The 19,573-nt window shown below is 72.6% G+C and carries 21 protein-coding genes and 2 CRISPR repeat arrays; of the genes, 13 read left to right on the top strand and 8 right to left on the bottom strand.

Annotated elements, in window-relative coordinates; translation table 11 throughout:
• Positions 1–12 precede the first annotated feature (12 nt).
• Positions 13–1,791 (top strand): aminotransferase class I/II-fold pyridoxal phosphate-dependent enzyme, encoded by a 1,779-nt coding sequence (locus tag ACFYOU_RS07520; RefSeq protein ID WP_391304070.1) that lies wholly within the window; start codon positions 13–15, stop codon positions 1,789–1,791.
• Entirely contained in the window at positions 1,788–2,591 is an 804-nt protein-coding gene (locus ACFYOU_RS07515) for a phosphatidate cytidylyltransferase (RefSeq protein WP_391304069.1), read from the top strand. The genes ACFYOU_RS07520 and ACFYOU_RS07515 overlap by 4 nt, the downstream gene beginning before the upstream one ends.
• A gap of 41 nt (positions 2,592–2,632) precedes the next feature.
• Here ACFYOU_RS07515 and ACFYOU_RS07510 read toward each other — a convergent pair whose 3' ends face one another.
• Positions 2,633–3,046, bottom strand: coding sequence for an HGxxPAAW family protein (locus ACFYOU_RS07510; RefSeq protein WP_391304068.1), 414 nt, complete (start codon positions 3,044–3,046; stop codon positions 2,633–2,635).
• A 137-nt stretch (positions 3,047–3,183) separates the two neighbouring features.
• On the opposite strand from ACFYOU_RS07510, the gene ACFYOU_RS07505 reads away from it, so the two are divergent.
• Together ACFYOU_RS07505 and ACFYOU_RS07500 are read left to right on the top strand one after the other, a co-directional pair.
• Positions 3,184–3,651 carry a MarR family transcriptional regulator gene (locus ACFYOU_RS07505; RefSeq protein ID WP_391304067.1) on the top strand — a complete coding sequence of 156 codons (468 nt, stop codon included), beginning with the start codon at positions 3,184–3,186 and terminating at the stop codon, positions 3,649–3,651.
• 37 nt (positions 3,652–3,688) lie between these two features.
• A complete protein-coding gene (locus ACFYOU_RS07500) occupies positions 3,689–4,657 on the top strand; it encodes an ADP-ribosylglycohydrolase family protein (protein WP_391304066.1) in 969 nt (322 codons plus the stop codon).
• Positions 4,658–4,697: 40 nt separating this feature from the next.
• Positions 4,698–5,397: a CRISPR direct-repeat array (repeat unit 29 nt; unit sequence CGGACCACCCCCGCTCGCGCGGGGAGCAC).
• Between the two features lie 279 nt (positions 5,398–5,676).
• Here the strand turns inward: ACFYOU_RS07500 and ACFYOU_RS07495 are convergent.
• Positions 5,677–6,018, bottom strand: coding sequence for a MazG-like family protein (locus ACFYOU_RS07495; protein WP_391304065.1), 342 nt, complete (start codon positions 6,016–6,018; stop codon positions 5,677–5,679).
• 182 nt (positions 6,019–6,200) lie between these two features.
• Positions 6,201–6,596: a CRISPR direct-repeat array (repeat unit 30 nt; unit sequence CCGGACCACCCCCGCTCGCGCGGGGAGCAC).
• Positions 6,597–7,031: 435 nt separating this feature from the next.
• Between ACFYOU_RS07495 and ACFYOU_RS07490 the strand changes: the two genes are divergently transcribed.
• Positions 7,032–8,231, top strand: coding sequence for a helix-turn-helix domain-containing protein (locus tag ACFYOU_RS07490; RefSeq protein ID WP_391304064.1), 1,200 nt, complete (start codon positions 7,032–7,034; stop codon positions 8,229–8,231).
• 149 nt (positions 8,232–8,380) lie between these two features.
• On the top strand, positions 8,381–8,782 hold the full coding sequence (locus ACFYOU_RS07485) for a hypothetical protein (RefSeq protein WP_391304063.1): 402 nt from the start codon (positions 8,381–8,383) through the stop codon (positions 8,780–8,782).
• Positions 8,783–8,816: 34 nt separating this feature from the next.
• Here ACFYOU_RS07485 and ACFYOU_RS07480 read toward each other — a convergent pair whose 3' ends face one another.
• Complete coding sequence (locus tag ACFYOU_RS07480; RefSeq protein ID WP_391304062.1) at positions 8,817–9,059, bottom strand: GntR family transcriptional regulator; 243 nt, start codon at positions 9,057–9,059, stop codon at positions 8,817–8,819.
• A 174-nt stretch (positions 9,060–9,233) separates the two neighbouring features.
• Here ACFYOU_RS07480 and ACFYOU_RS07475 point away from each other — a divergent pair, with 174 nt between their 5' ends.
• From ACFYOU_RS07475 to ACFYOU_RS07460, 4 genes are all read left to right on the top strand, one after another.
• Complete coding sequence (locus tag ACFYOU_RS07475) at positions 9,234–9,653, top strand: hypothetical protein (RefSeq protein WP_391304061.1); 420 nt, start codon at positions 9,234–9,236, stop codon at positions 9,651–9,653.
• Positions 9,654–9,961: 308 nt separating this feature from the next.
• Positions 9,962–10,294, top strand: a complete 333-nt coding sequence (locus ACFYOU_RS07470; RefSeq protein WP_391304060.1) for a hypothetical protein — start codon at positions 9,962–9,964, stop codon at positions 10,292–10,294.
• Positions 10,295–10,340: 46 nt separating this feature from the next.
• Complete coding sequence (locus ACFYOU_RS07465) at positions 10,341–11,390, top strand: hypothetical protein (RefSeq protein ID WP_391304059.1); 1,050 nt, start codon at positions 10,341–10,343, stop codon at positions 11,388–11,390.
• On the top strand, positions 11,387–11,956 hold the full coding sequence (locus ACFYOU_RS07460) for a GNAT family N-acetyltransferase (RefSeq protein WP_391304058.1): 570 nt from the start codon (positions 11,387–11,389) through the stop codon (positions 11,954–11,956). The genes ACFYOU_RS07465 and ACFYOU_RS07460 overlap by 4 nt, the downstream gene beginning before the upstream one ends.
• A 45-nt stretch (positions 11,957–12,001) precedes the next feature.
• On the opposite strand, the gene ACFYOU_RS07455 is transcribed toward ACFYOU_RS07460, so the two are convergent.
• Entirely contained in the window at positions 12,002–12,544 is a 543-nt protein-coding gene (locus ACFYOU_RS07455) for a hypothetical protein (protein ID WP_391304057.1), read from the bottom strand.
• Between the two features lie 253 nt (positions 12,545–12,797).
• On the opposite strand from ACFYOU_RS07455, the gene ACFYOU_RS07450 reads away from it, so the two are divergent.
• Both ACFYOU_RS07450 and tesB read left to right on the top strand, forming a co-directional pair.
• Positions 12,798–13,955 carry an acyl-CoA dehydrogenase family protein gene (locus tag ACFYOU_RS07450; RefSeq protein ID WP_391304056.1) on the top strand — a complete coding sequence of 386 codons (1,158 nt, stop codon included), beginning with the start codon at positions 12,798–12,800 and terminating at the stop codon, positions 13,953–13,955.
• Between the two features lie 12 nt (positions 13,956–13,967).
• Positions 13,968–14,849, top strand: coding sequence for an acyl-CoA thioesterase II (gene tesB / locus ACFYOU_RS07445; RefSeq protein ID WP_391304055.1), 882 nt, complete (start codon positions 13,968–13,970; stop codon positions 14,847–14,849).
• 13 nt (positions 14,850–14,862) lie between these two features.
• On the opposite strand, the gene ACFYOU_RS07440 is transcribed toward tesB, so the two are convergent.
• On the bottom strand, positions 14,863–15,069 hold the full coding sequence (locus ACFYOU_RS07440; RefSeq protein ID WP_389762565.1) for a hypothetical protein: 207 nt from the start codon (positions 15,067–15,069) through the stop codon (positions 14,863–14,865).
• 304 nt (positions 15,070–15,373) lie between these two features.
• Between ACFYOU_RS07440 and ACFYOU_RS07435 the strand changes: the two genes are divergently transcribed.
• Positions 15,374–16,168, top strand: coding sequence for a phosphatase (locus ACFYOU_RS07435; RefSeq protein ID WP_391304054.1), 795 nt, complete (start codon positions 15,374–15,376; stop codon positions 16,166–16,168).
• A 40-nt stretch (positions 16,169–16,208) separates the two neighbouring features.
• Here the strand turns inward: ACFYOU_RS07435 and ACFYOU_RS07430 are convergent, their stop codons facing one another.
• From ACFYOU_RS07430 to ACFYOU_RS07420, 3 genes are all read right to left on the bottom strand, one after another.
• Positions 16,209–17,186: a cation diffusion facilitator family transporter gene (locus ACFYOU_RS07430; protein WP_391304053.1), complete on the bottom strand. Its 978-nt coding sequence runs from the start codon at positions 17,184–17,186 to the stop codon at positions 16,209–16,211.
• Positions 17,187–17,242: 56 nt separating this feature from the next.
• Positions 17,243–18,448: a cytochrome P450 gene (locus ACFYOU_RS07425; protein ID WP_391304052.1), complete on the bottom strand. Its 1,206-nt coding sequence runs from the start codon at positions 18,446–18,448 to the stop codon at positions 17,243–17,245.
• Between the two features lie 263 nt (positions 18,449–18,711).
• Complete coding sequence (locus ACFYOU_RS07420) at positions 18,712–19,389, bottom strand: TetR family transcriptional regulator (protein ID WP_391304051.1); 678 nt, start codon at positions 19,387–19,389, stop codon at positions 18,712–18,714.
• Positions 19,390–19,573: the final 184 nt, after the last annotated feature.

The following is a 19,573-nucleotide window of genomic DNA, read 5'->3' as shown; positions in this document are numbered from 1 at the left end:
AAAGAGGTGCCCATGCGCCGAGACCTGCAACTGCGCCCCGCCACCGAGGACGACCGCGCGTGGATCCACGCACTGCGCCACCGGGTGTACGCCCAGGAACTCGGCCAGCACCCACCGGACCCCACCGGGCAGCTCCGCGACGGACTCGACGGTGACAACGTCTACCTGGTCGCGGCCCGCGGAACCGACCGCATCGGCTTCGTCAGCCTCACCCCGCCCTGGCTCGGACGGTACGCGCTCGACAAGTACCTCACCCGCGACGAACTGCCGCTGCTCACCGAGGACGCCCCCTTCGAGGTGCGCATCCTCACCGTCGAACCGCGCTGGCGGTCCACCGCGGCGGCCCCCCTGCTGATGTACGCGGCCCTGCGCTGGATCGCCGGCCGGGGCGGGCGCCGCGTGGTGGCGATGGGCCGCACCGACCTGCTCCCCCTGTACCGCTCCGTCGGCCTGCGCACCGTCGGCCGCACCGTCCGCAGCGGCGCGGTCACCTTCGAGGTCCTCACCGGCGACGTCACCGAACTCACCCGCGACGTGCCGGACCGCCACCGCGGGGCGCTGGAGCGGATGGCCGCCGCGGTGGACTGGCAGCTCGACGTGCCGTTCGCCCCCCGCCCCGACGGTTGCGAACACGGCGGCGCCTCCTTCACCGCCATCGGCACCGACTTCCGCACCCTGCACCGCCGCCACCGGGTGGTCGCCGCCGACGTGTTGGACGCCTGGTTCCCGCCCGCCCCCGGAGTGCGCGCCGCACTCACCGAGGACCCGGCCTGGGTCGCCCGCACCTCCCCGCCGACCGGCGCCGAGGGCCTGCTCGCCGAGATCGCCGCGGCCCGCGCGCTCCCCGTGGAGACCCTCGCCGTCGGCGCCGGCTCCTCCGACCTGATCTTCCGCGCGTTCGGCCGCTGGCTGACCCCCCGCAGTCGGGTGCTCCTCATGGACCCGGGCTACGGGGAGTACGCCCACGTCACCGAGCGGGTCATCGGCTGCCACGTGGACCGGTTCCGGCTGCGCCCCGAGGACGGCTGGCGCATCGACCCCGCCCGACTGTCCGCCGCCGTCGACGCCGGGCGCTACGACCTCGTGGTCGTGGTCAACCCCAACAACCCCACCGGCCGCCACGCCCCGGCCGCCGCACTGCGCTCGGTGATCGCCACCGCGCCCGCCGACACGCGCTGGTGGATCGACGAGGCGTACCTCGGTTACGTCGACCCGGCCGAATCGCTCGCCGACCTCGCCGCGACGCACCCGCGGGTCGTCGTCTGCACCTCCCTGTCCAAGATGTACGCACTCTCCGGGATGCGGGCCGCGTACCTGGTGGCCGACCCCGTCACGGCTGCCGAACTCCGCAGGTGGACGCCGCCCTGGCCGGTCAGCCTCCCCGCGCAGTGGGCCGCGGTGGCGGCGCTGCGCGACCCGGCGTACTACCGCGAACGCTGGCTCCGCACCCATGCGTTGCGCCGCCGACTCGCCACTGATCTGACCGGGTTGTCGGGGTTCGCGGAGGTCGATGAGGGCGTGGCGAACTTCCTCACCGTGACCCTCCCGGACGGCGGGCCGAGCGCCGCACGGTTCGTCCACGAGTGCCGCCGCCACGACGTCTACCTGCGTGACCTGTCACCGCTGTCGTCGGCGTACCGGGGGCGCACGGTGCGCACCGCGGTCCGGGGCGCCGCGGAGAACGCCCGCATCGTGGAGGCGTGTCGGGCCGCGCTGGACGCACTGCTGCCCGGTGCCGTGGCATCGGCCGGGGCGTCCGACGCGGTGGCTCCGGCCGGGGGCGCCCGGTGACCACCACGTCCGCCCTGGTGCCCTACCTCGGTGGGGCGCTGGCGTTGGGCGGGGTCGCGGTGGCCGCGTCCCGGCGCCGTGAGCTGATGGTGCGCTGGTGCGCCTGGGCGGTCGGAGTGCCCCTGGTCACCGCCGCGTTCTGGTGGGGCCGCCCGGGCGCCGCGGCGGTCGCCGTCCTCGTCGCGGTGGTCGCGGTGTTGGAGTACGGCGCCCTGATGCGCTCGGGCCGGGCGGACCGGACGGTCCTGGCCGCGGCGGTGGTGGGCGTGGTGCTCACCGCCTGGCTGGCGCCCGGCCAGGAACTCAGGGCGCTCGCGGTCGGGGCGCTCGCGGTGGCCGCGGTGCCGCTGCTGGCCGGCGACGCGGACCACGGCCTGCGGCGGCTCGGCGCCGGGCTGTTGGGGCTGGTGTGGCTGAGCGTGTTGGCCGCGCTGGTGCCGCTCGGGGCGGATGCGCTGGCGCTGTTCGTCGCGGTCTCGGTCGCCGACATCGTGGCGTACTTCGCCGGCCGGCGTCTCGGCGGGCCGTTGCTGTCACCGCTGTCGCCGGCCAAGCGGTGGAGCGGCACGGTGGCGGGCGCCGCGGCCGGGCTCGGGGTGCTCGCCGTGCTGTCCGTGTTGAGCTGGCCCACGGCGCTCGCCGTCGCGGTCGGCGGTCCGGCCGGCGACCTCCTCGAATCCATGGTCAAGCGGGGGGCGCGGGTGAAGGACGCCGGCAGCTGGCTCCCCGGCTCCGGCGGCCTCCTGGACCGGGTCGACTCGCTACTCATCGCCTTGGCCGTGCTGCTGGTCCTGAGCTGATCCGCGCATGGGCCGTTGGGTGCCATGCGTGTGACTGACCGTCAAGAGGGTTGATCGGCCGGGGACTCGGGGGTGCGTGCGGCGGGCACCTCGACGGTGGGCGTCCCGGTGGTGGGTGCGTCGGCGTCCGGGACGGCTCCCTGCTCAGTGGCTCGTCCGGTGGCTCGTCCGGCCAATCGGCAACCGAGACAGTTCGGATGGCCCCCGCGCGCGGCACGGTCCCGTACCCGTAACCCCCGCTGGCTGGGGGGCCGCAGGCCGGGCGGCTTGCCCCACCCCGCGAGGTGCAGCGCCCAGGTGACCAGGACGGCCACCGCCGTGACGGCGAGCCCCCACCAGATCCCCGGGCGCCAGGCGATGATCCCCGCCCCGACGGCCGTGCCGCCGACCGAGGCGATCGCGACCCCCACCCAACCGGCGACGGTGTGCCCGTGGTCGTACGTGTGTCCGCTCATGTGCCTGCCTCCTCGCGTGCGCTGACGTGCCGGGCATGCCGGAGTGCGCCGGGGCGCGCGACGGCGGTGCCGCTCGGCCTCCGACCTATGCTGGCTTAGCAAGTGAGAAATTTATCTTACGTACTAAGGGAAGTTCAATGGAGGGCAAGCCCCGTCCCGTCGCCTCCGCCGCGGACGTGCTCAGCGCGCTGGACGACCTCGTCGCGACGAACATCGTGGGCAAGCAGGAGTTCGCCCGGAACCTGGGCCTGAGCATCACGGACCTCACCTGTTTCGCCCACGTCCTGGAATCGGGCGACGCCCCGGTCACCGCCGGCGACCTGGCCGACCGCGCGAACGTCACCACCGGCGCGGTGACCGGCATCATCAACCGGCTCGAACGCGGGGGGTTCGTGACCCGCCAGCCGGACCCCGACGACCGCCGCAGGGTGCGCGTCGCGGCCGTACCCGCGGCTGCGGAACGCGTCCAGGCCGTCTACGGGCCCTACCGGGCGCGGCTCGCCTCGCTGTTCGCGGACTACACGCCCGACGAGATCGCCGTCCTCGCCGACTGGATGTCCCGCGCCTCCACGCTGGCCCGCGCCTACGTGGACGACTCGTGCTGAGCCGTTCCGTGCCCGTGTCCGTCTCCGTGTCCGCGCCGTGAGCCGTGTCGAGCGGGCCGTCGGTGCCGTCGTGGGGTCCGCGGTCGGCGACGCGCTGGGCGCGCCCTTCGAGTTCGGGCCCCCGGGCGCGTTCTCCGCACGGTTCCCGGACCCCGGGGGCGGCGGGGAGATGTGCGGGGGTGGTGGCTGGGAGCCGGGCGAGGCCACGGACGACACGCAGATGGCCGTCCTCGTCGCGGATTCGCTGCTCCAGCGCGGTGACCTCGACCTGCCGGACGTCTTCGCCCGCTTCCGGCGCTGGGCGGCGGCCGAGCCCAAGGACATCGGCCTCCAGACCGAGGACGTCCTGACCAACGGGCTGCCCTGGGACCGGGCCGCCGCGCACCACTTCCGGGTCAACCACCGTGCGGCCGGGAACGGTTCGCTGATGCGGGCGTCGACCTCCGCGGTCCGCTTCGCCGCGGCCGGCCGGGCGTTGACCATGGACGCCGCCCGGCGCCTCGCCGCCCTCACCCACGGCGACCCTGCCGCCTGGGAGGGCACGGCCGTCTTCCACGAACTCGTACGGTCCGCCCTGTCCGGCGCCGACCCCCTCGACGCGCTGCCGGACGCCCTGGCGCTCGTCCACCCCGACCACTGCGAGCGGTACGCCACGGTCCTCGCCCCGGACTGGCACCCCGACCGGGCCACCGAGTTCAACGGTGCGGTGTGGCCGTGCCTGGGGTCGGCGGTGTGGGCCCTGCGCGCCACCGACTCCTTCGAGGGCGCGGTGCGCGCGGCGATCGACCTCGGCGGCGACACGGACACGGTGGCCGCGGTCACCGGCGGGCTCGCGGGCGCCCGTTACGGCCCGGCCGCGATCCCCGCCCGCTGGACCGATCCCCTGCACGTCCCGCTCCCGGGCTCCGGCGATCGGGTCCTGCGGCTGCCCGAGTTGGTGGACCTCGCGCGGGGGCTGGCGGAGGCGGGTGCGCGGGACTCGGGCGTCAGCGCTGACCTGGGTTGACGGCTGCGGTGAAGTTTGCACCCGCGCGCGCAGTCGTGAGAACGGGTGCCCCGCTCGCGCGGGGAGCACTGCGACCACAGAGCTGCGGTTTCCGCCAAGGTCGGACCACCCCCGCTCGCGCGGGGAGCACCCGGCACCGAGATGGTCGGCGGCCGCGCGCACCGGACCACCTCCGCTCGCGCGGGGAGCACCGCTCCTCCAGCCACGCGAGCGCCCGGTCCTCCGGACCACCCCCGCTCGCGCGGGGAGCACTCGTCTATCTCGACCTCGTCCAGGTTCATCAGCGGACCACCCCCGCTCGCGCGGGGAGCACGCGCTGTACGCGATGTCGACGTACCCCTCCTGCGGACCACCCCCGCTCGCGCGGGGAGCACAGCTGACCCCCGGTCAGCGGGCCGAACACCTGCGGACCACCCCCGCTCGCGCGGGGAGCACCCCTCATGAGGAGGGCGTCCGCGCCGCACGGGCGGACCACCCCCGCTCGCGCGGGGAGCACCTGATCCCGGTCGGGTGGTCGCGCACCCACGGCGGACCACCCCCGCTCGCGCGGGGAGCACACGGCCGAGGTCGTCCACCTCTACCGCCATCACGGACCACCCCCGCTCGCGCGGGGAGCACGAACTCGTCGACGGAGACGAGCTGGCCCTGTTCGGACCACCCCCGCTCGCGCGGGGAGCACGGCGGGAAGTGCACGTCGTGGTCGACGGCGAGCGGACCACCCCCGCTCGCGCGGGGAGCACCCTTAGCGACCTGCGGCTTTGAAGGGGCTTTGCCGTTCCTTGACCGTTGTCGTCAGCGGTATCACCTCGACTTCATCTTCCCAGCTGTTGCTCTGCTGGACCTCTAAGTCGAGGCAATCCACGTGAAGCAGGGGCGAGCTACGGGTCGAACCGTTGCGCAGCACCCGGGGCGCATCCTTGGCGCCGCGAACTTACGATTCCGCCCGGAGGGTACGGCGCCGTCGTCGGATGCCGCAGCGGGGACTTAGGTGACGACCGGAGCGTGCTCGGTCGCGGCCGTCACCCCGACATGCCGGCCTCCCGCGGAGGCGAGATGCGTCCGACGAGGTGCCGCAGCCGGTCGTCGAACTCCTTCTCCGCGTCCGGGCTGAGCGTCGCCAACGCGACCAGCGTCGTCACGGCCACGTCGCACAGTTCCTTGCGTACGTCCTCCCACGAGTGCGAGGCGCCCTTCCGGGGGTTCGCGCCGAGCGCACCGTGCAGCGCCTCGGCGACCTCTCCGTACTCCTCGCCGATCTTGAGGACGCGCAGCAGCCGCCGGTCGGCCTCCGAGCTCTGGACGCCTTCCGCGTCCAGCCACTCCCGGATCCTGCCGATCCGGTCCCACGTCGTCGCTTCCATCGCTTCTCCCACCGGTCGTGCGGATTCAGAACAGGGACGGCGTCGCATCGGCGGCGCGGTTCGGGGTAGTCGTCGGCATCGGTGTCACCGGGCGACGGCGAGTTGAACGGACAGAGCCGAGTGGTCGGTCAGCCGCTGCGGCATGGTGCGCGGTTCGTGTACGTAGGTGCAGCCTCGGGGGCTGCGAGGCACCCCGCTCGCGCGGGGACCACACCGTCAACGACCTCGACGCCGACCTCGTCACCGGACCACCCCCGCTCGCGCGGGGAGCACGCTCCTCGACCCCTTGGCGGCCGACACCCGGCCGGACCACCCCCGCTCGCGCGGGGAGCACAACGGCGACCGCGTCGCACTGGAGCTCCACTCCGGACCACCCCCGCTCGCGCGGGGAGCACTCCTCCGGCGGCGGCAGCATCTCGCGCAGCACCGGACCACCCCCGCTCACGCGGGGAGCACCACGACCGTGTGGCCACGGTCCGCAGCCACGCCGGACCACCCCCGCTCGCGCGGGGAGCACGAGTGGCAGAAGATCCAGACCATTCGCGGCGCCGGACCACCCCCGCTCGCGCGGGGAGCACCTTACCCACCTGCGGTTTTGGAGTGGCTTTGCCGTTCCTTGACCGTTGCCGTCAGGGGCGTAGCCTCGACGGGTTCATCTTCCCAGTCGCAGCCCTGTTGCACCTTCGAATCGGGGCAATCGACGTGAAGCGGGGTGCGAGTTGCAGGGTGAACCATGTGCGCGGAACTCGGGGCGCAGCCTCGGCGCCGTGATCTCGCGAGCCTGCCCCCAACGCAGAGACGAAGCGTCAACCACCCGCGATCAGTCAGGGGGGTTCGTCACCGGGGCAGAACGCACCTCCAGATTCCGGAAGTCCGCTTGCGTAGGGCCCTCGGAGGACCAGCACCGATCTCGGCGTAAGAGCGCCGCCCAACCGGACAGGAGGGGCAAGTCGTCCCGCTCGGTGGCCCTTTGGGCGTAGCGTTTCGAGTGACGAGCACGAAACGGAGACCAGATGATTAGGCACCAGTGGTCTGACTACAGCACAGGCGAGCGAATCAAGGCGCTGCGGGGCACCGAGGTCACCCAGGAGACCTTGGCCGCGATGACCGGACTCTCTGTCGCGACCATCCAGGCAGCGGAACAAGACAAACGGCTTTCCCTCCCGACCCTCCTGAAGATCACTGCGGCACTCGGCGTCGATACGGCCGTGATCCTGGGGCAGCAGCCGCCACGACGGGCGCAGCACCAGGAGGACCGGGCGATGCTCAAGAACCTCTCGCATGCGGTGCACGACACGGCGGCCGGCATCGGCTCGGAGGACGAACCGCCGTCCATGGGGGAGTTGGAGAGGATCACGAGGGAGGCGTGGGACCTCTACTGGCAGGGTCGCTATCCCGAAGTGGGGACGATCAGCGCACCGCTCCTGCGCGCCGCCGCCGCGCGACTTCACGCCGAACCAGCCGGTGAGCAGGCGCGGGCCTGGAGCCTGCTGGCGGACGCGTACCGCATCTGCGCCTACGTCGCGAATCTGATGGGCGTGCGGGACCTCGCCTACGCCGGGATCGGGCACGCGCAACACGCGGCCGAGCAGGCGGGCGATGATCTGAGGCAAGCACTCGTCGCTTCTGGACGGGCCTGGGTCTACCTCCGGGACGCACGGCTCCAGGACGCCCTGCACCTCGCGGAGAAGGCCGCGGTCGACATCGAGCCCCGGTTCTCCACGGCGACTCCTGAGCAACTGACGGTGTACGGCTCCCACATCAACTTCGCCGCTGTGGTTGCTTCGCGCATGGGGAACGCGGACCGAGCTTCCGACTACCTCTCGCAATCGCACGCGACCGGCGCCCGCATGGGGAAGGAGCGAGGCTTTCACGGCACGCTGTTCGGCCCGGTCACCGCGACCGCCCAGGCCGTGGGCATCAACCTTTCGCTCGGGCAGGCGGGGAAGGCGTTGGCGCTCACCAGCGCCATCAGCGACACCTCACCGCTCACGCCGGCTGCCAGACACCGGTACGCGCTGGACAAGGCGTTGGCCCTGGCCGATGCGCGGATGTGGGACGCCAGCCTGGACACGTTGGAGGCTGCGGTCCGCGCCGCTCCGCAGTGGGCGCGACACCAGGCGCTTCCCCAGGTGATCGTGTCCAAGGTCGGGCGGGCATCGACGGCCCGTTTGCGGCGGGTGGCGAAACTGATCGGTAGTCCGATCGTCTGATCCGACACCACGGGTCCTACGCCCCGTACGACTCGATGCCGCTTCGGACGTCGAGTCGTACGTTCACGAGGGTCTGCGCTCGGACCAGCTCGTGGAGTCGTACGCGCACGGCCTGTCACTTCACGCACGGCGCGGGGATCGTGGCATGCGTGACCGGGAGTCCCCTCCGTACGCAGGCGCAGCACCGCCGCCGGCGCGCCCTACACAGCGCCGCCGCCGGTCGCACCACCGTGGTGCTCTACTTCAGCCTGCGGGACTCCGCCTGTGACGCACGATCCGCGACGGCCGCCCTGCGTGCCTACGTATTCGCCCGCGACTGGGACGTCACCGAGATCGTGATGTGCGATGCCTCCCTGGCGGTGCCGCTCGACGGCCGGGCCCAGTGGTCCCACGTGCGAGACCTGGTTGCCGAGTACGGCGTCGACGGTGTCGTCGCGGTGCAGGGCCAGTTGTCCCTCACCTCCAGTGAACGTGCCTGGTTCACCGGGCAGGGCGCGTTCCTGTGCGAGGTTTCGGACGTCCGTCGCACGGGATCGGACCGACGCACATGATCGACGTCGTCCAGGACCGACGCGACTCGGCGCGCTACTGCTGTTCCCGGCCGTCCCGGGTCACCGTCACGAACGTGCCCTTGCTCGGCATGGTGATCACGAGCCCGCGTTCCCGCAGCTCCCGCACCACGCGCCGGGCCGTCATCGGCGCGATCGCGTGCTCCTCCGCCAGGGCCCGCTCGCCCGGGAGACGCGCACCGTAGGGCAGCCGACCGCTACGGATGTCGGCCTCGATCCTGTCCGCAACGCGAACGTACACGTACTCCCATTCCGCCATACCTCGGACCGTAGGGCCGCCTATCGCACCCTGCATCCATAGGTAGCTCTAGACCGCTCTGTATAGCTCTATAGAGCGGTATAGGGCGTCATAGCTCAATTCTCCGAGTTCAGTGAAGGACCCCGGCAACCGTGCGACCGGTTCCGGGGCGTGGCCGACTGAAAGGAAGTCGACATGGCGCACGATACCGACGCCGACACCGCCGCGGGAGGGGTGGCGCCCCCGTCGTTGCTGACGGACCGCCTCGCCACCTGGGCCCGTACCCGGGACACCGGTGAGCAGGCGGCGGTTGCCGCACTGCTTCAGGAGGGTGACGTCCTGGCCCGCGGGGACGTGCGGGACCTGCTCGTGATCGACACCGGGAAGCGGGCGTACTGCGACTGGCCGCGGTTCGAGGGCCAGTACCGGACCGTCCTCGTTCTGGACACGAGTGAGCGTGCGTTCTTGGATCTCGTCGTGGCGGTGGGGTTTCCGCGGCTGGTGCCGTTGTGGCAGGTGGAGAACCTGGGGGAGCGGCGTCTCGCGATCGTGCTGCGGGCGTTGGCTGCGCTGGCCGGGGTGGACACGATCGCGGTGGGTACGCGGGCGTGGTGATGCTCTGCGTAAGGTGCCTGCTGGCGATCCGCGAGGACCAGCCGTACGACTCGCAGCTGCGTCAGTCCCCGGTCGGTGCCCTATACACCGCGTACGTCCACCTGGAGTGCACCGTCCCGGCGTCCGCGCAGGTCGCCTCGGTATCGGAACGCGAAGCTGCCACGGACCCCAGCGACACATTGGCCCGGCAGGTCGCGCCGTGAGCCCCCGCACGGAACAGGTGCTGTACGTCCTCACCCTCGCCAGACTCCTCGGCGCCCTCGCGTACGGCATCACCACGACCCGCTGAACCACCCACGAGGACACCGATGATCCGCACCCGTACCCGCCCCCGTACCGCCCTCGCGTACTGCGCGCGCTGCACCGAGCCCATCCGGTGGTGGCAACGTCAGGTCAGCAAGCTCCGCTTCTCCCCGTCCGGGCCCGGCACCACCGTGCACCTCCACCGCCGCTGCCTCCCGGACGCGATTCCGTGCGCACCGTGCGTCAAGGCCCGCATCTTCGGAACCGACCACCACGACTGCCGCATGTGGGCCCCGGGCACCCACCGGGTCCACCGCGGCCGGGCAACGCTGAAGCTGAACCTCCGCAACCGCCCGCAGCCCTGCCCGTGCACCTGCCGGAACCGGGCACGAGCGTGATTGTCCTCGCCAACTCGGCTTCCCCGGCCCACCGCCAGGTGTCAACGTGGAACCCGTCGAGGCCTTACCGCAGAAAGGCACTTCAGTGGAGCGACGTGCATTTCTTACCGATGCCGCGGGCGTTGCCGCATCCACGAGCCTCCCGACGTACACCCGCCCCGTGACCCCACCCGGATCTTCCGGAGCCATCGGCGTCGTGCATCTCCTCGAACTCCGCGAGGGCCTGAACTCGCTCTTCGTCCTCGACGCCGCGTACGGCGGTAGCGACGTCCTCCGGCTGGCCGTCCGGCATCTGCACCGCGTCCGACGCGTACTCAACGAAGGACGTCCCCCCGAGGCCATCGCCCGCCAACTCCACCTCCTGGTGAGTGAAACCGCCGGGTTCTGCGGTTGGCTCGCCTACGACGCCGAGGACCAGAACGCCGCCCGCCGATACTGGGGCGAGGCGCTCGCCGCGGCCACGATGGTGCAGGACGCTCACCTCCAGGCCTACGTGTTCGGGTTCATGAGCTTGCAAGCGCGCCACGAGAATCGGCCCCGCGAAGCCGTCGACCTGGCCCGAGCCGCGCAGGAGCGGGCCGCGCGGCTCGACTCGCCCGCGCTCCGGTCGATCATGGCTGCCCGGGAGGCCGGCGCCCTGTCCTTCCTCGCGGACGCGAGCGGCGCCAGCAAGAAGCTGGCCGAGTCCCGACGCCTACTCGACCGCCCTCGCGGCAGGCCGGCTCCGGAGTGGGCCGCCTTCCACGGACACGCCGAACTCGACAACTGGGAGGCATCGCTCCACATCAACGCCGGCCGGCACAATGCCGCCATCCCGTTCCTCCGCCAGACCCTTGCCCGGCAGGACCAGATGTACGGTCGCAATCGGGCTCTGTACCGGATCCGCCTGGCAACGACCCTGGTCAAGGCCGGTGAGATCGACGAAGGTGCCGCTCACGCAGTAGAGACCATTCCGTCCCTCGAAGAGGTCGAATCCGGTCGCGTGGCCAAAGAAATCTCCAAGGTCACCAACCTGCTGCGGTGGCAGGATGCCGACTGTGCACGCCAGGCCGTCGCATGCCTGACCGACTACGTACGGGCAACGGGAGCAGCATGACCACGACACCGACCGCAGTGACCTACGGGCTCTTCGAAGGGCAGCGCGCCGTAGGCCAGTTGGACACCTTCATGCCGGCGTACGAGGAGGTGTATGCCGAGCCGCCGTACCGGGAAGGGCCCGGCGACGTGGCCCTGTTCGTCACGCACTACCAGGCTCACGTACAGCGACCCGGAATGCGTCTGGCCCTCGCGCGGGACGGTGACGAGGTGGTCGGCTTCGCCTATGGTCTGCCCCTCGCGGCCGACGCCGCCTGGTGGCACGGAGTCCCGGGACTGCACGAGGACTTCACGAGGGAGGACGGTGCCCGTACCTTCGCCGTCTTCGAGCTCGCCGTGCGAAAGCCGTGGCGGCGCAGCGGAGTTGCCGGCCGGCTGCACGCCCTGCTCCGTGACGGCCTCGCCGTCGAACGGGTGACGCTCGCCGTCCGGCCCGAGCCGGAGGCGAAGCCCGCGCAGTCGGCGTACGCGAAGTGGGGGTACCGCGAGGTCGGCCCCGTGCGGCCACGGGAGGAAGGGCCGGCCTACACCGTCATGGTGCTCGACGTCCCGCAGCCCACCGGCTGATCGCCCGCGTCGCCATCGACACCGTCACGGAACGGCCCGTCGGATCTACTCCGGCAGGGGCTTGTAACGCAGCCCGTACTCATGGATGAGGCGATGGGTACCGGACCGCGAAAGCGCCAGGCCCTCCAAGTGCATGGCGTAGGCGAGGGACTTCGTCTGCGCCCTCGTCAGGTGCAGGACGTGCCGGGACCGCTCGGGTACGTGTCTCGCGGTGAGGACCGCCTCCGCGAAGCCCTCGGCGGGAGGCTTGCGGAGGCGGTCGGCGATGGCCACGAAATGACGGACGGCGGCGAACTCGGCCGGTGCGAGTTCCACGGCCCGGGTGCGTGGGGGCGGCTCGCTGGTGCCGTGCCTGGACGCCCGCCGGCCTTCGCGGAAGGCCAGGACGTCATGCCCCTCCGGCGTCAGCCGCACCGACCCCGCCAGCCGCCGGTTCTCGACGTCCGCCCCCTCGATCAGGCCCTGCTCCTGCAACGCGGCCACGTGCTTCCGGGCGACGTCCAGGTCAGCGGCGGCGATCCAGCCCCGCTTGCTCTGTCGCGCCTTGATCGCTGCCAGTGCCTCGACCTGCGCACCACTCAGCGCCACGATTCCCTCCCCGACCTTCTGGTGCGGCCATCATGGCAATGCCCGGCCAGCGTCGCAGCAGGTCGGGGAAAGTCCCCACAACGGGCCAGCGGGCGTACGTACGTGCGTACGAGCAGGCCGGCGTCCCACCGCGCCCCCGACCGTCCACCCGAGGTCTGGACGGTGGACGTGACCGGCGGGTAACCTGGGGCTGAGCAAGCGCTTAGTTTGTTGCCGTGCCCGCCGAGGGCCCGCCGGAGCCGAAGGAGACCCCGTGCGCCGCACCGTCTACAACGAGGACCACGAGGCGTTCCGGGACACGATCCGGGCCTTCATCGAGGCGGAGGTCGTCCCCGTCTACGACGAGTGGTTCGCCGCCGGACAGGTGCCCCGCGCGTTCTACGACAAGCTCGGTGAGCTGGGCGTCTTCGGGATCGAGGTGCCCGAGGAGTACGGCGGCGCGGGGCTGTCCACCTTCAAGTTCGAGGCGGTCATCGCCGAGGAGTGCGCCCGTGCGGGCGTCTCGTTCGGCGGCAGCGGCGTGCACGTCATGCTGTGTCTGCCCTACCTCAAGGCGTACGCGACCGAGGACCAGAAGAAGCGCTGGTTGCCGGACTTCGCGACCGGTCGCGCCATGTACGCCATCGCGATGACCGAGCCCGGCACCGGCTCCGACCTCGCCGGCATGCGGACCACCGCCAAGCTCTCCGAGGACGGCACGCACTACGTGCTCAACGGGGCCAAGACGTTCATCACCGGCGGCGTCCACGCCGACCGCGTCATCGTCTGCGCCCGCACCGCCGCGGCCACCCCCGAGGACCGTCGGCACGGGATATCCCTGTTCGTGGTGGACACCAGGTCCGAGGGGTACGCGATCGGGCGCAAGCTCGACAAGCTGGGCCTGCGGGTGTCCGACACCGCGGAGCTGTCCTTCACGGACGTCCGCGTGCCCGTCGAGGACCTGCTCGGCGAGGAGCACCAGGGCTTCGCCTACCTCGGGCAGAACCTCCCCAAGGAGCGCCTCGGCATCGCGGTCATGGCGTACGCGCAGGCCAAGGCGGCCGTACGGTTCGCGCAGGACTACGTGGCGGACCGCGTCGTCTTCGGCCAGCCGGTCGCGGCCTTCCAGAACACCAAGTTCGAACTCGCCGCCTGCAAGGCCGAGGTGGATGCCGCCGAAGCCGTCGTCGACCGGGCCGTGGAGGCGATCGACGCCGGTGAGCTGACCGCCGCGGAGGCCGCGTCCGCGAAGCTGTTCTGCACCGAGGTCGCCCACCGGGTCATCGACCGCTGCCTCCAGCTGCACGGCGGCTACGGCTTCATGAACGAGTACCCGATCGCCCGCCTCTACGCGGACAACCGCGTCAACCGGATCTACGGCGGCACGAGCGAGGTCATGAAAATGATCATCGCGAAGGACATGGGTCTCTGAGAAGGTCTCGACATGGCCCCAGCACTCCAGTCGCTCCTCGATCTGCTCGACCTCGAACAGATCGAGGAGAACATCTTCCGCGGACGCTCCCACCCCTCCGTGGTCCCGCGGGTCTTCGGCGGTCAGGTCGCCGCCCAGTCGCTGGTGGCGGCCGGGCGCACCGTCCCCGTCGACCGCCCGGCGCACTCCCTGCACGCGTACTTCCTGCGCCCCGGCGACCCGGGCGCGCCGATCGTCTACACCGTCGACCGCATCCGGGACGGGCGGTCCTTCACCACCCGCCGGGTCGTGGCCGTGCAGCACGGGCAGCCGATCTTCCACCTGTCCGCCTCGTTCCAGGTGCACGAGGAGGGGCTCGACCACCAGGCGCCCATGCCCGCCTCGCCCGACCCGGAGTCGCTGCCCACCGCCGACGAGACGCTGGAACGGTACGCGGACGTCCTGCTGCCCGGGGTTCCCGGGCGGCTGGCGGAGGCGCGGCGCGCCATCGACCTGCGGTACGTCGACGCCCCGCCGTTCGCGTTCCTCGGCGAGGCCCGCGAACCGCGCTCCCAGGTGTGGTTCCGCACCAACGGCAAGCTCGCCGACGACCCGCTGCTGCACGTCTGCCTGGCCACGTACGTCTCCGACATGACGCTGCTCGACTCGGTGCTGCTCGCCCACGGGCGGGGCGGTTGGGCGGTCGGGGACGTGGTGGGCGCCTCGTTGGACCACGCCATGTGGTTCCACCGCCCGTTCCGCGCCGACGAGTGGCTGCTGTACGACCAGGAGTCCCCGTCCGCATCGGGCGGTCGGGGACTCGGACAGGCCCGCATCTACACCCAGGACGGCCGGTTGGCGATCACCGTCATCCAGGAGGGCGTCATCAGGGTTCCGCGCACCCCCACGGGGTGAGCGGGCGGGACGGTCAGGAGTCGGTGGAGCCGGTGGATTCCGTGATCGTCCACCGGCCGACCTCCCGGTACCCGGAGTCGTACACCGTCTCGCCGGTGCCGGGTGCCAGGGCGTAGTGGTGCAGGTTGCCGCCCCAGTACCGCAGGACCCGGGACAACTCGCGCACCGCGGTGCTGGCGGGTTCGGTGTCGGGGACGTTCACTTCGAGGACGAACTTCACGGATGGTGCCTCTCGTCGGGAGCGGGCTGGTCGTCTGGTTCGTGGGGCCCCGGGCGTCAGCGGAACGTCCGTCGCCCTCGACAGCGGGAACGGAGGTCCGGTGCGCTCCTTCAATCGTTTCATGCAACTCCTTCTTGGGACTTCGCGTGCCGAGGAGCCCGGTGGGAGAGCGGTCGGTCCGTCGGAAGTCTCAAACCGGGTCGCACGTTCCGGGGCGGCCCGCGGGGGCGACGGGCGGGCCGTGGACGTTCCGGGTCGTGGATCGGCCTCCACCGGGCGGGGGTGCGACGGCACAATGGGCGGCATGCCGATATCCGGGACACCCAGCCGAGCCGATCTCGTCGACCATCTGATCCGTAGGCGCATCGCGGGTGACGTGGCCACGTCGCGTGAGAACAACCTCGACCACTACCGCAGGCTCGCCAACGGGGACCGGCACTACTGGCTGGGTCTGGAGCTCGGCGACCGCTGGACCGACGAGCAGGACGTGCTCGCGGTGATGGCCGAACGGTGCGGGGTGAACGACGACCCGCAGCACCGCCACGGCCAGGACACCATCGACCCGCAGCTGACCGTCGACGCACTGGAGCGGATGGCCGCGCGACTGCGGAAGGCCGCCGCGGGGCGTGAGCGCGTGCTGTTCGCGACGGGCCACCCGGGCGGGCTGCTGGACGTCCACCGGGCCACCGCCACCGCCCTGCGCACGGCGGGCTGCGACATCGTCGTCGTCCCGGACGAGCTGTACGTGGACGAGGGCGTCGTCTACCAGATCGCGGACGTGGCGATGTTGGAGCGCGGGGCGACGCTGTGGCACACCCACTCGCCCGAGCCGATGAACGCCGTGCTCGACGGTCTGGAGCGGGCCGGCCTCACCCCGCCTGACCTGGTCGTCGCCGACCACGGGTGGGCGGGGCGCGCCGCGCAGCGCGGGTTCGACACCCTCGGGTACGCCGACTGCAACGACCCGGCGCTGTTCATCGCCGAGGCGGAGGGCACCCTCCAGGTCACCGTTCCGCTGGACGACCACGTCCCCAGCCCGCGCTACTACGACCCGATGACCGCGTACCTGTTGGCCGCCGCGGGCCTCACCGCCGGCTGACCGGTCGACCGGCTGGCAAGACGCGGACCGACCCCGCCGCTCACCGGCCCGGTCGCCCGCCGTCCGGCTCCTCGGGCCGGGCAGGGCCGGGCGTCGGGTCCAGGTACACCCGGCTGATCACCGGGAACCGGGCCCGTAGCCGTCGTTCGGCCGCCTCGCACGCCTGCTCGACCTGCGCGGCGGTCGACACGTCCCGGAAGTCGACCTTGGCCGCCACCAGGGCCTCGCGCGGCCCCAGCAGTTGGGTGGTCAGCTCCAACACGGCGTCCACGTGCGGATCGGCGACCAGCAGCGCCCGGATCTCCCGCCGTACGGGGGCCGGCAGCGGTCGTCCGATCAGCAGCTCGGCGTTGGAGCGGCCCAGCACCCACGCCACGCACAGCAGCAGTACCCCGATGCACAGGGAGGCGATCCCGTCCCCCACCCCGGAGCCGGTGAGCTGGCCGCCGAGCAGCCCGCCCGCGGCGAGCAGCAGCCCGACGAGGGCCGCCGTGTCCTCCAGGACGACGGCCTTCACCGCGGTGTCCGGGGTGTGCCGCAGATACGTCCGGAAGGGGACGCCGTGACCGCGCGCCTCCCGTCGGGTCTGCCGTAGGCCGGTCCGCAGCGAGTAGCCCTCCAGGACGAAGGCCACGGCGAGCACGAGGTACGACACGGTGGGGTCGCCCGGCTCCTCGCCGTGGGTGAGGGTGTGCACCCCGTCGTACAGGGCGAACACGGCGCCCCCGACGAACGTGGCGACGGCCGCGAGCAGCGCCCACAGGTACCGTTCCGCGCCGTGGCCGACCGGGTGCGCCTCGTCGGCGGGCTTCTCGCCGCGTTTCAGCGCGGTCAGCAGGAGCAGTTCCGTGACGGTGTCCGCGACCGAGTGCGCGGCCTCCGACAGCATCGCGCTGGAGTTGCTGACGACCCCCGCGACCGCCTTGGCCACGGCGATCCCCAGATTGGCCGCCGCGGCGATCAGCACCGTGGTGACGCTCTCCCCACCCCCTGAAGCGGATTCTCCCTTTTCGTTCATGAAGGCGAAGTATGCCGGAGTCGTGGAGTTGTGGCGGGTCGTTGGGTGCGTCGGGGTCAGTCGAACCGCACGGGCAGCTCGGCCAGCCCCCGTAGCAGGGTGGAGGAGCGCCAGCGCAGTGCGTCGGGTCCGACGGCCAGCCGTAGCGCGGGTCGGGCGGCCAGGAGTTCCGTCAGTGCGGCGACCGCCTCGGCGCGGGCGAGCGGTGCGCCGAGGCAGTGGTGCACCCCGTGGCCGAACCCCAGATGCCCCGACCGGGCCCGCCGCGGGTCGAACACCTCGGGCTCCGGCCAGTGCTCCGGGTCCCGCCCCGCCGCGGCGAGCGACACCAGGACGGCGTCCCCGCGGGGGACCGGCGTGTCGGCGATCCGGGTGTCCTCGGTGGCGTACCGGAAGGCGGCGGCGCTGACGGGGGAGTGGAACCGCAGGGTCTCCTCGACGACCCCCGCCAGCAGCGACGGGTCGGCCCGGACCGAGGCCAGTAACTCCGGGCGGCTCAGCAGGGCGTGGACGGCGCCGGAGATCAGGTTCACGGTGGTCTCGTGGCCGGCGACCAGGAGCAGGAAGCACATGCCGAGCAGGTCCTCGGGGGCGAGCGGGGCCCCGGTGTCCGGTGCGGCCAGGGCGCTGAACAGGTCGTCCCCGGGGTGCTCCCGCTTGTGGACGAGTATCCGGTCGAAGTACGCCGTCATCGCGGCGGCGGCGCTCCGTGCGGCGGCGGTCGAGTCGGGTGTCACGAGGTCGCGGGACCACTCCCGCACCGCCGCCCGGTCCTCGGCGGGCACCCCGAGCAGTTCGCAGATGACGGTCACCGGCAGCGGCATCGCGAAGGCGGCCACGAGGTCGACCCCGCCCGACCGGGGCAGGGCGGCGACGAGTTCCGCCGCGATCTCCTGGACGCGCGGTCGCAGCGCGGCGACCCGGGCCGGGGTGAAGTGCCGGGCGACACCCGCCCGTAGCGCGGTGTGCTCGGGCGGGTCCGTCTGGAGCATGTTGCGGCCCAGGGCGTGGCCGCCGTCGTCGGACCAGCTCCCGCAGTGCCGGATGTCGTTGCTCAACGCCGGGTCGGTGAGCACCGCCCGGGCCTCGGCCCGGCCCACGACCAGCCAGGCGTCCCCGGTGCCGGGTACGTGGATCCGGTGGACGGGGCCCTGTTCGCGCAGATGGGCGTGGACGGCGGCGGGGTCGCGGTCGGGATCGGTGCCCGCGGGGGCGAGGTCGTGCAAGGTCGGGGCGGTGGCCGGCGGTACGGGTGACGGCATGGTCGTTCCCTCCGGGCGGTCGGAGCAGCACAGGAAGTGGGGAGTGGTCCCCGTTTCTTGATGCTAGCCGCTCCCGACGCCGTCCGGTGCGGCACCCCGCACGCGACCCGCCCGGCGCCGCCGACCCGCCCGGCGCCGCCGGCGCGCCGCGCACGCCCACCGGGCCGCGCACGCCCACCGGGCCGGGGCTTCCACCGGCCCCCGGGGCTTCCACCGGCCCCCGGGGCCTCCTCCGGGCCCGGCGCCTCCACCGGGCCGGGACCTCAGCGGCCCAGCCGCGGCCCCAACGCGTGCAACACGTCCGTCAACTCGTCCCCGGTGGGCGCCCGACCGGGCAACGGCACGGGCGCCGGCGCCCGCAGCCCGTCCAGCAGCAACGCCAGCTGCCGCTGCCACGCCCCGTCCAACGACGCCAGCGCCGGAACCGTGCGCCCCACCGCGGCCAGCGCCAGCAACAGGTCCTCCACCGCCACGTCCCCGCGCATCGCCCCCTGCTCCTGGGCCCGCGCGACCAGCCGGGCCACGGTGCGCCGGTGCTCCTCGTGCAACGCGTCGAGCGCCGTGATCCCCGGGATCGAGGTCGTCATCAGGTCATTGGCCCCCGGATCGGCGGCCAGCCCCGCGTACACGGCGGTCACATAGGCGCCCAGCCCCGCCCAGGCGTCCGACTCGTCCAGCGCCCGCCGCCCGGCCCGCGCCGTCGCGTCGAGCAGGTCCCCGTACACCGCGCCGACCAGCGCCGCCCGGTTCGGGAAGTGCCGGTACAGCGTCGCGCTGCCCAGCCCCGCCCGGCGCGCCACGTCGTCGAACGGCACGTCCAGCCCGCGCTCGGCGAACAGCCCGCGGGCCGCCGCCAGCAGCGCGTCCCGGTTCCGTACCGCGTCCCGCCGCGGGGAAACCGTCCTGCCGCCGCCCGTACTGCCGTCGTTCCCGCTGCTCACCGTGGTCTCCGCCTCTCCTCCGCCGGGGTCGCGGCCACCCTAGGGCCTGCTCACCCGCACCCCGCCCACCACCCGGGCGGGCGGGGTCCCCGTGGCCGGGGTGGCGTCCGGTGTGCGCCACACTGGAACACGGGGTCGGATCCCACCCCGGGCGCCACCGCGGTGCCCGGACCTCCGGCCTGCC

Origin of the sequence: Streptomyces sp. NPDC005955, assembly GCF_042871255.1 — a bacterium.
Lineage (GTDB): Bacteria > Actinomycetota > Actinomycetes > Streptomycetales > Streptomycetaceae > Streptomyces.
The sequence above is the reverse complement of the archived record's forward strand: the minus strand, read 5'-3'. Positions and strand labels throughout refer to the sequence as shown.

Coding starts and splice junctions, on each gene's coding strand:
- ACFYOU_RS07520 (WP_391304070.1), top strand. CDS start 13: ATGCGCCGAGACCTGCAACTGCGCCCCGCCACCGAGGACGACCGCGCG.
- ACFYOU_RS07510 (WP_391304068.1), bottom strand. CDS start 3,046: ATGAGCGGACACACGTACGACCACGGGCACACCGTCGCCGGTTGGGTG.
- ACFYOU_RS07505 (WP_391304067.1), top strand. CDS start 3,184: ATGGAGGGCAAGCCCCGTCCCGTCGCCTCCGCCGCGGACGTGCTCAGC.
- ACFYOU_RS07495 (WP_391304065.1), bottom strand. CDS start 6,018: ATGGAAGCGACGACGTGGGACCGGATCGGCAGGATCCGGGAGTGGCTG.
- ACFYOU_RS07490 (WP_391304064.1), top strand. CDS start 7,032: ATGATTAGGCACCAGTGGTCTGACTACAGCACAGGCGAGCGAATCAAG.
- ACFYOU_RS07480 (WP_391304062.1), bottom strand. CDS start 9,059: ATGGCGGAATGGGAGTACGTGTACGTTCGCGTTGCGGACAGGATCGAG.
- ACFYOU_RS07475 (WP_391304061.1), top strand. CDS start 9,234: ATGGCGCACGATACCGACGCCGACACCGCCGCGGGAGGGGTGGCGCCC.
- ACFYOU_RS07470 (WP_391304060.1), top strand. CDS start 9,962: ATGATCCGCACCCGTACCCGCCCCCGTACCGCCCTCGCGTACTGCGCG.
- ACFYOU_RS07460 (WP_391304058.1), top strand. CDS start 11,387: ATGACCACGACACCGACCGCAGTGACCTACGGGCTCTTCGAAGGGCAG.
- tesB (WP_391304055.1), top strand. CDS start 13,968: ATGGCCCCAGCACTCCAGTCGCTCCTCGATCTGCTCGACCTCGAACAG.
- ACFYOU_RS07435 (WP_391304054.1), top strand. CDS start 15,374: ATGCCGATATCCGGGACACCCAGCCGAGCCGATCTCGTCGACCATCTG.
- ACFYOU_RS07430 (WP_391304053.1), bottom strand. CDS start 17,186: ATGAACGAAAAGGGAGAATCCGCTTCAGGGGGTGGGGAGAGCGTCACC.
- ACFYOU_RS07425 (WP_391304052.1), bottom strand. CDS start 18,448: ATGCCGTCACCCGTACCGCCGGCCACCGCCCCGACCTTGCACGACCTC.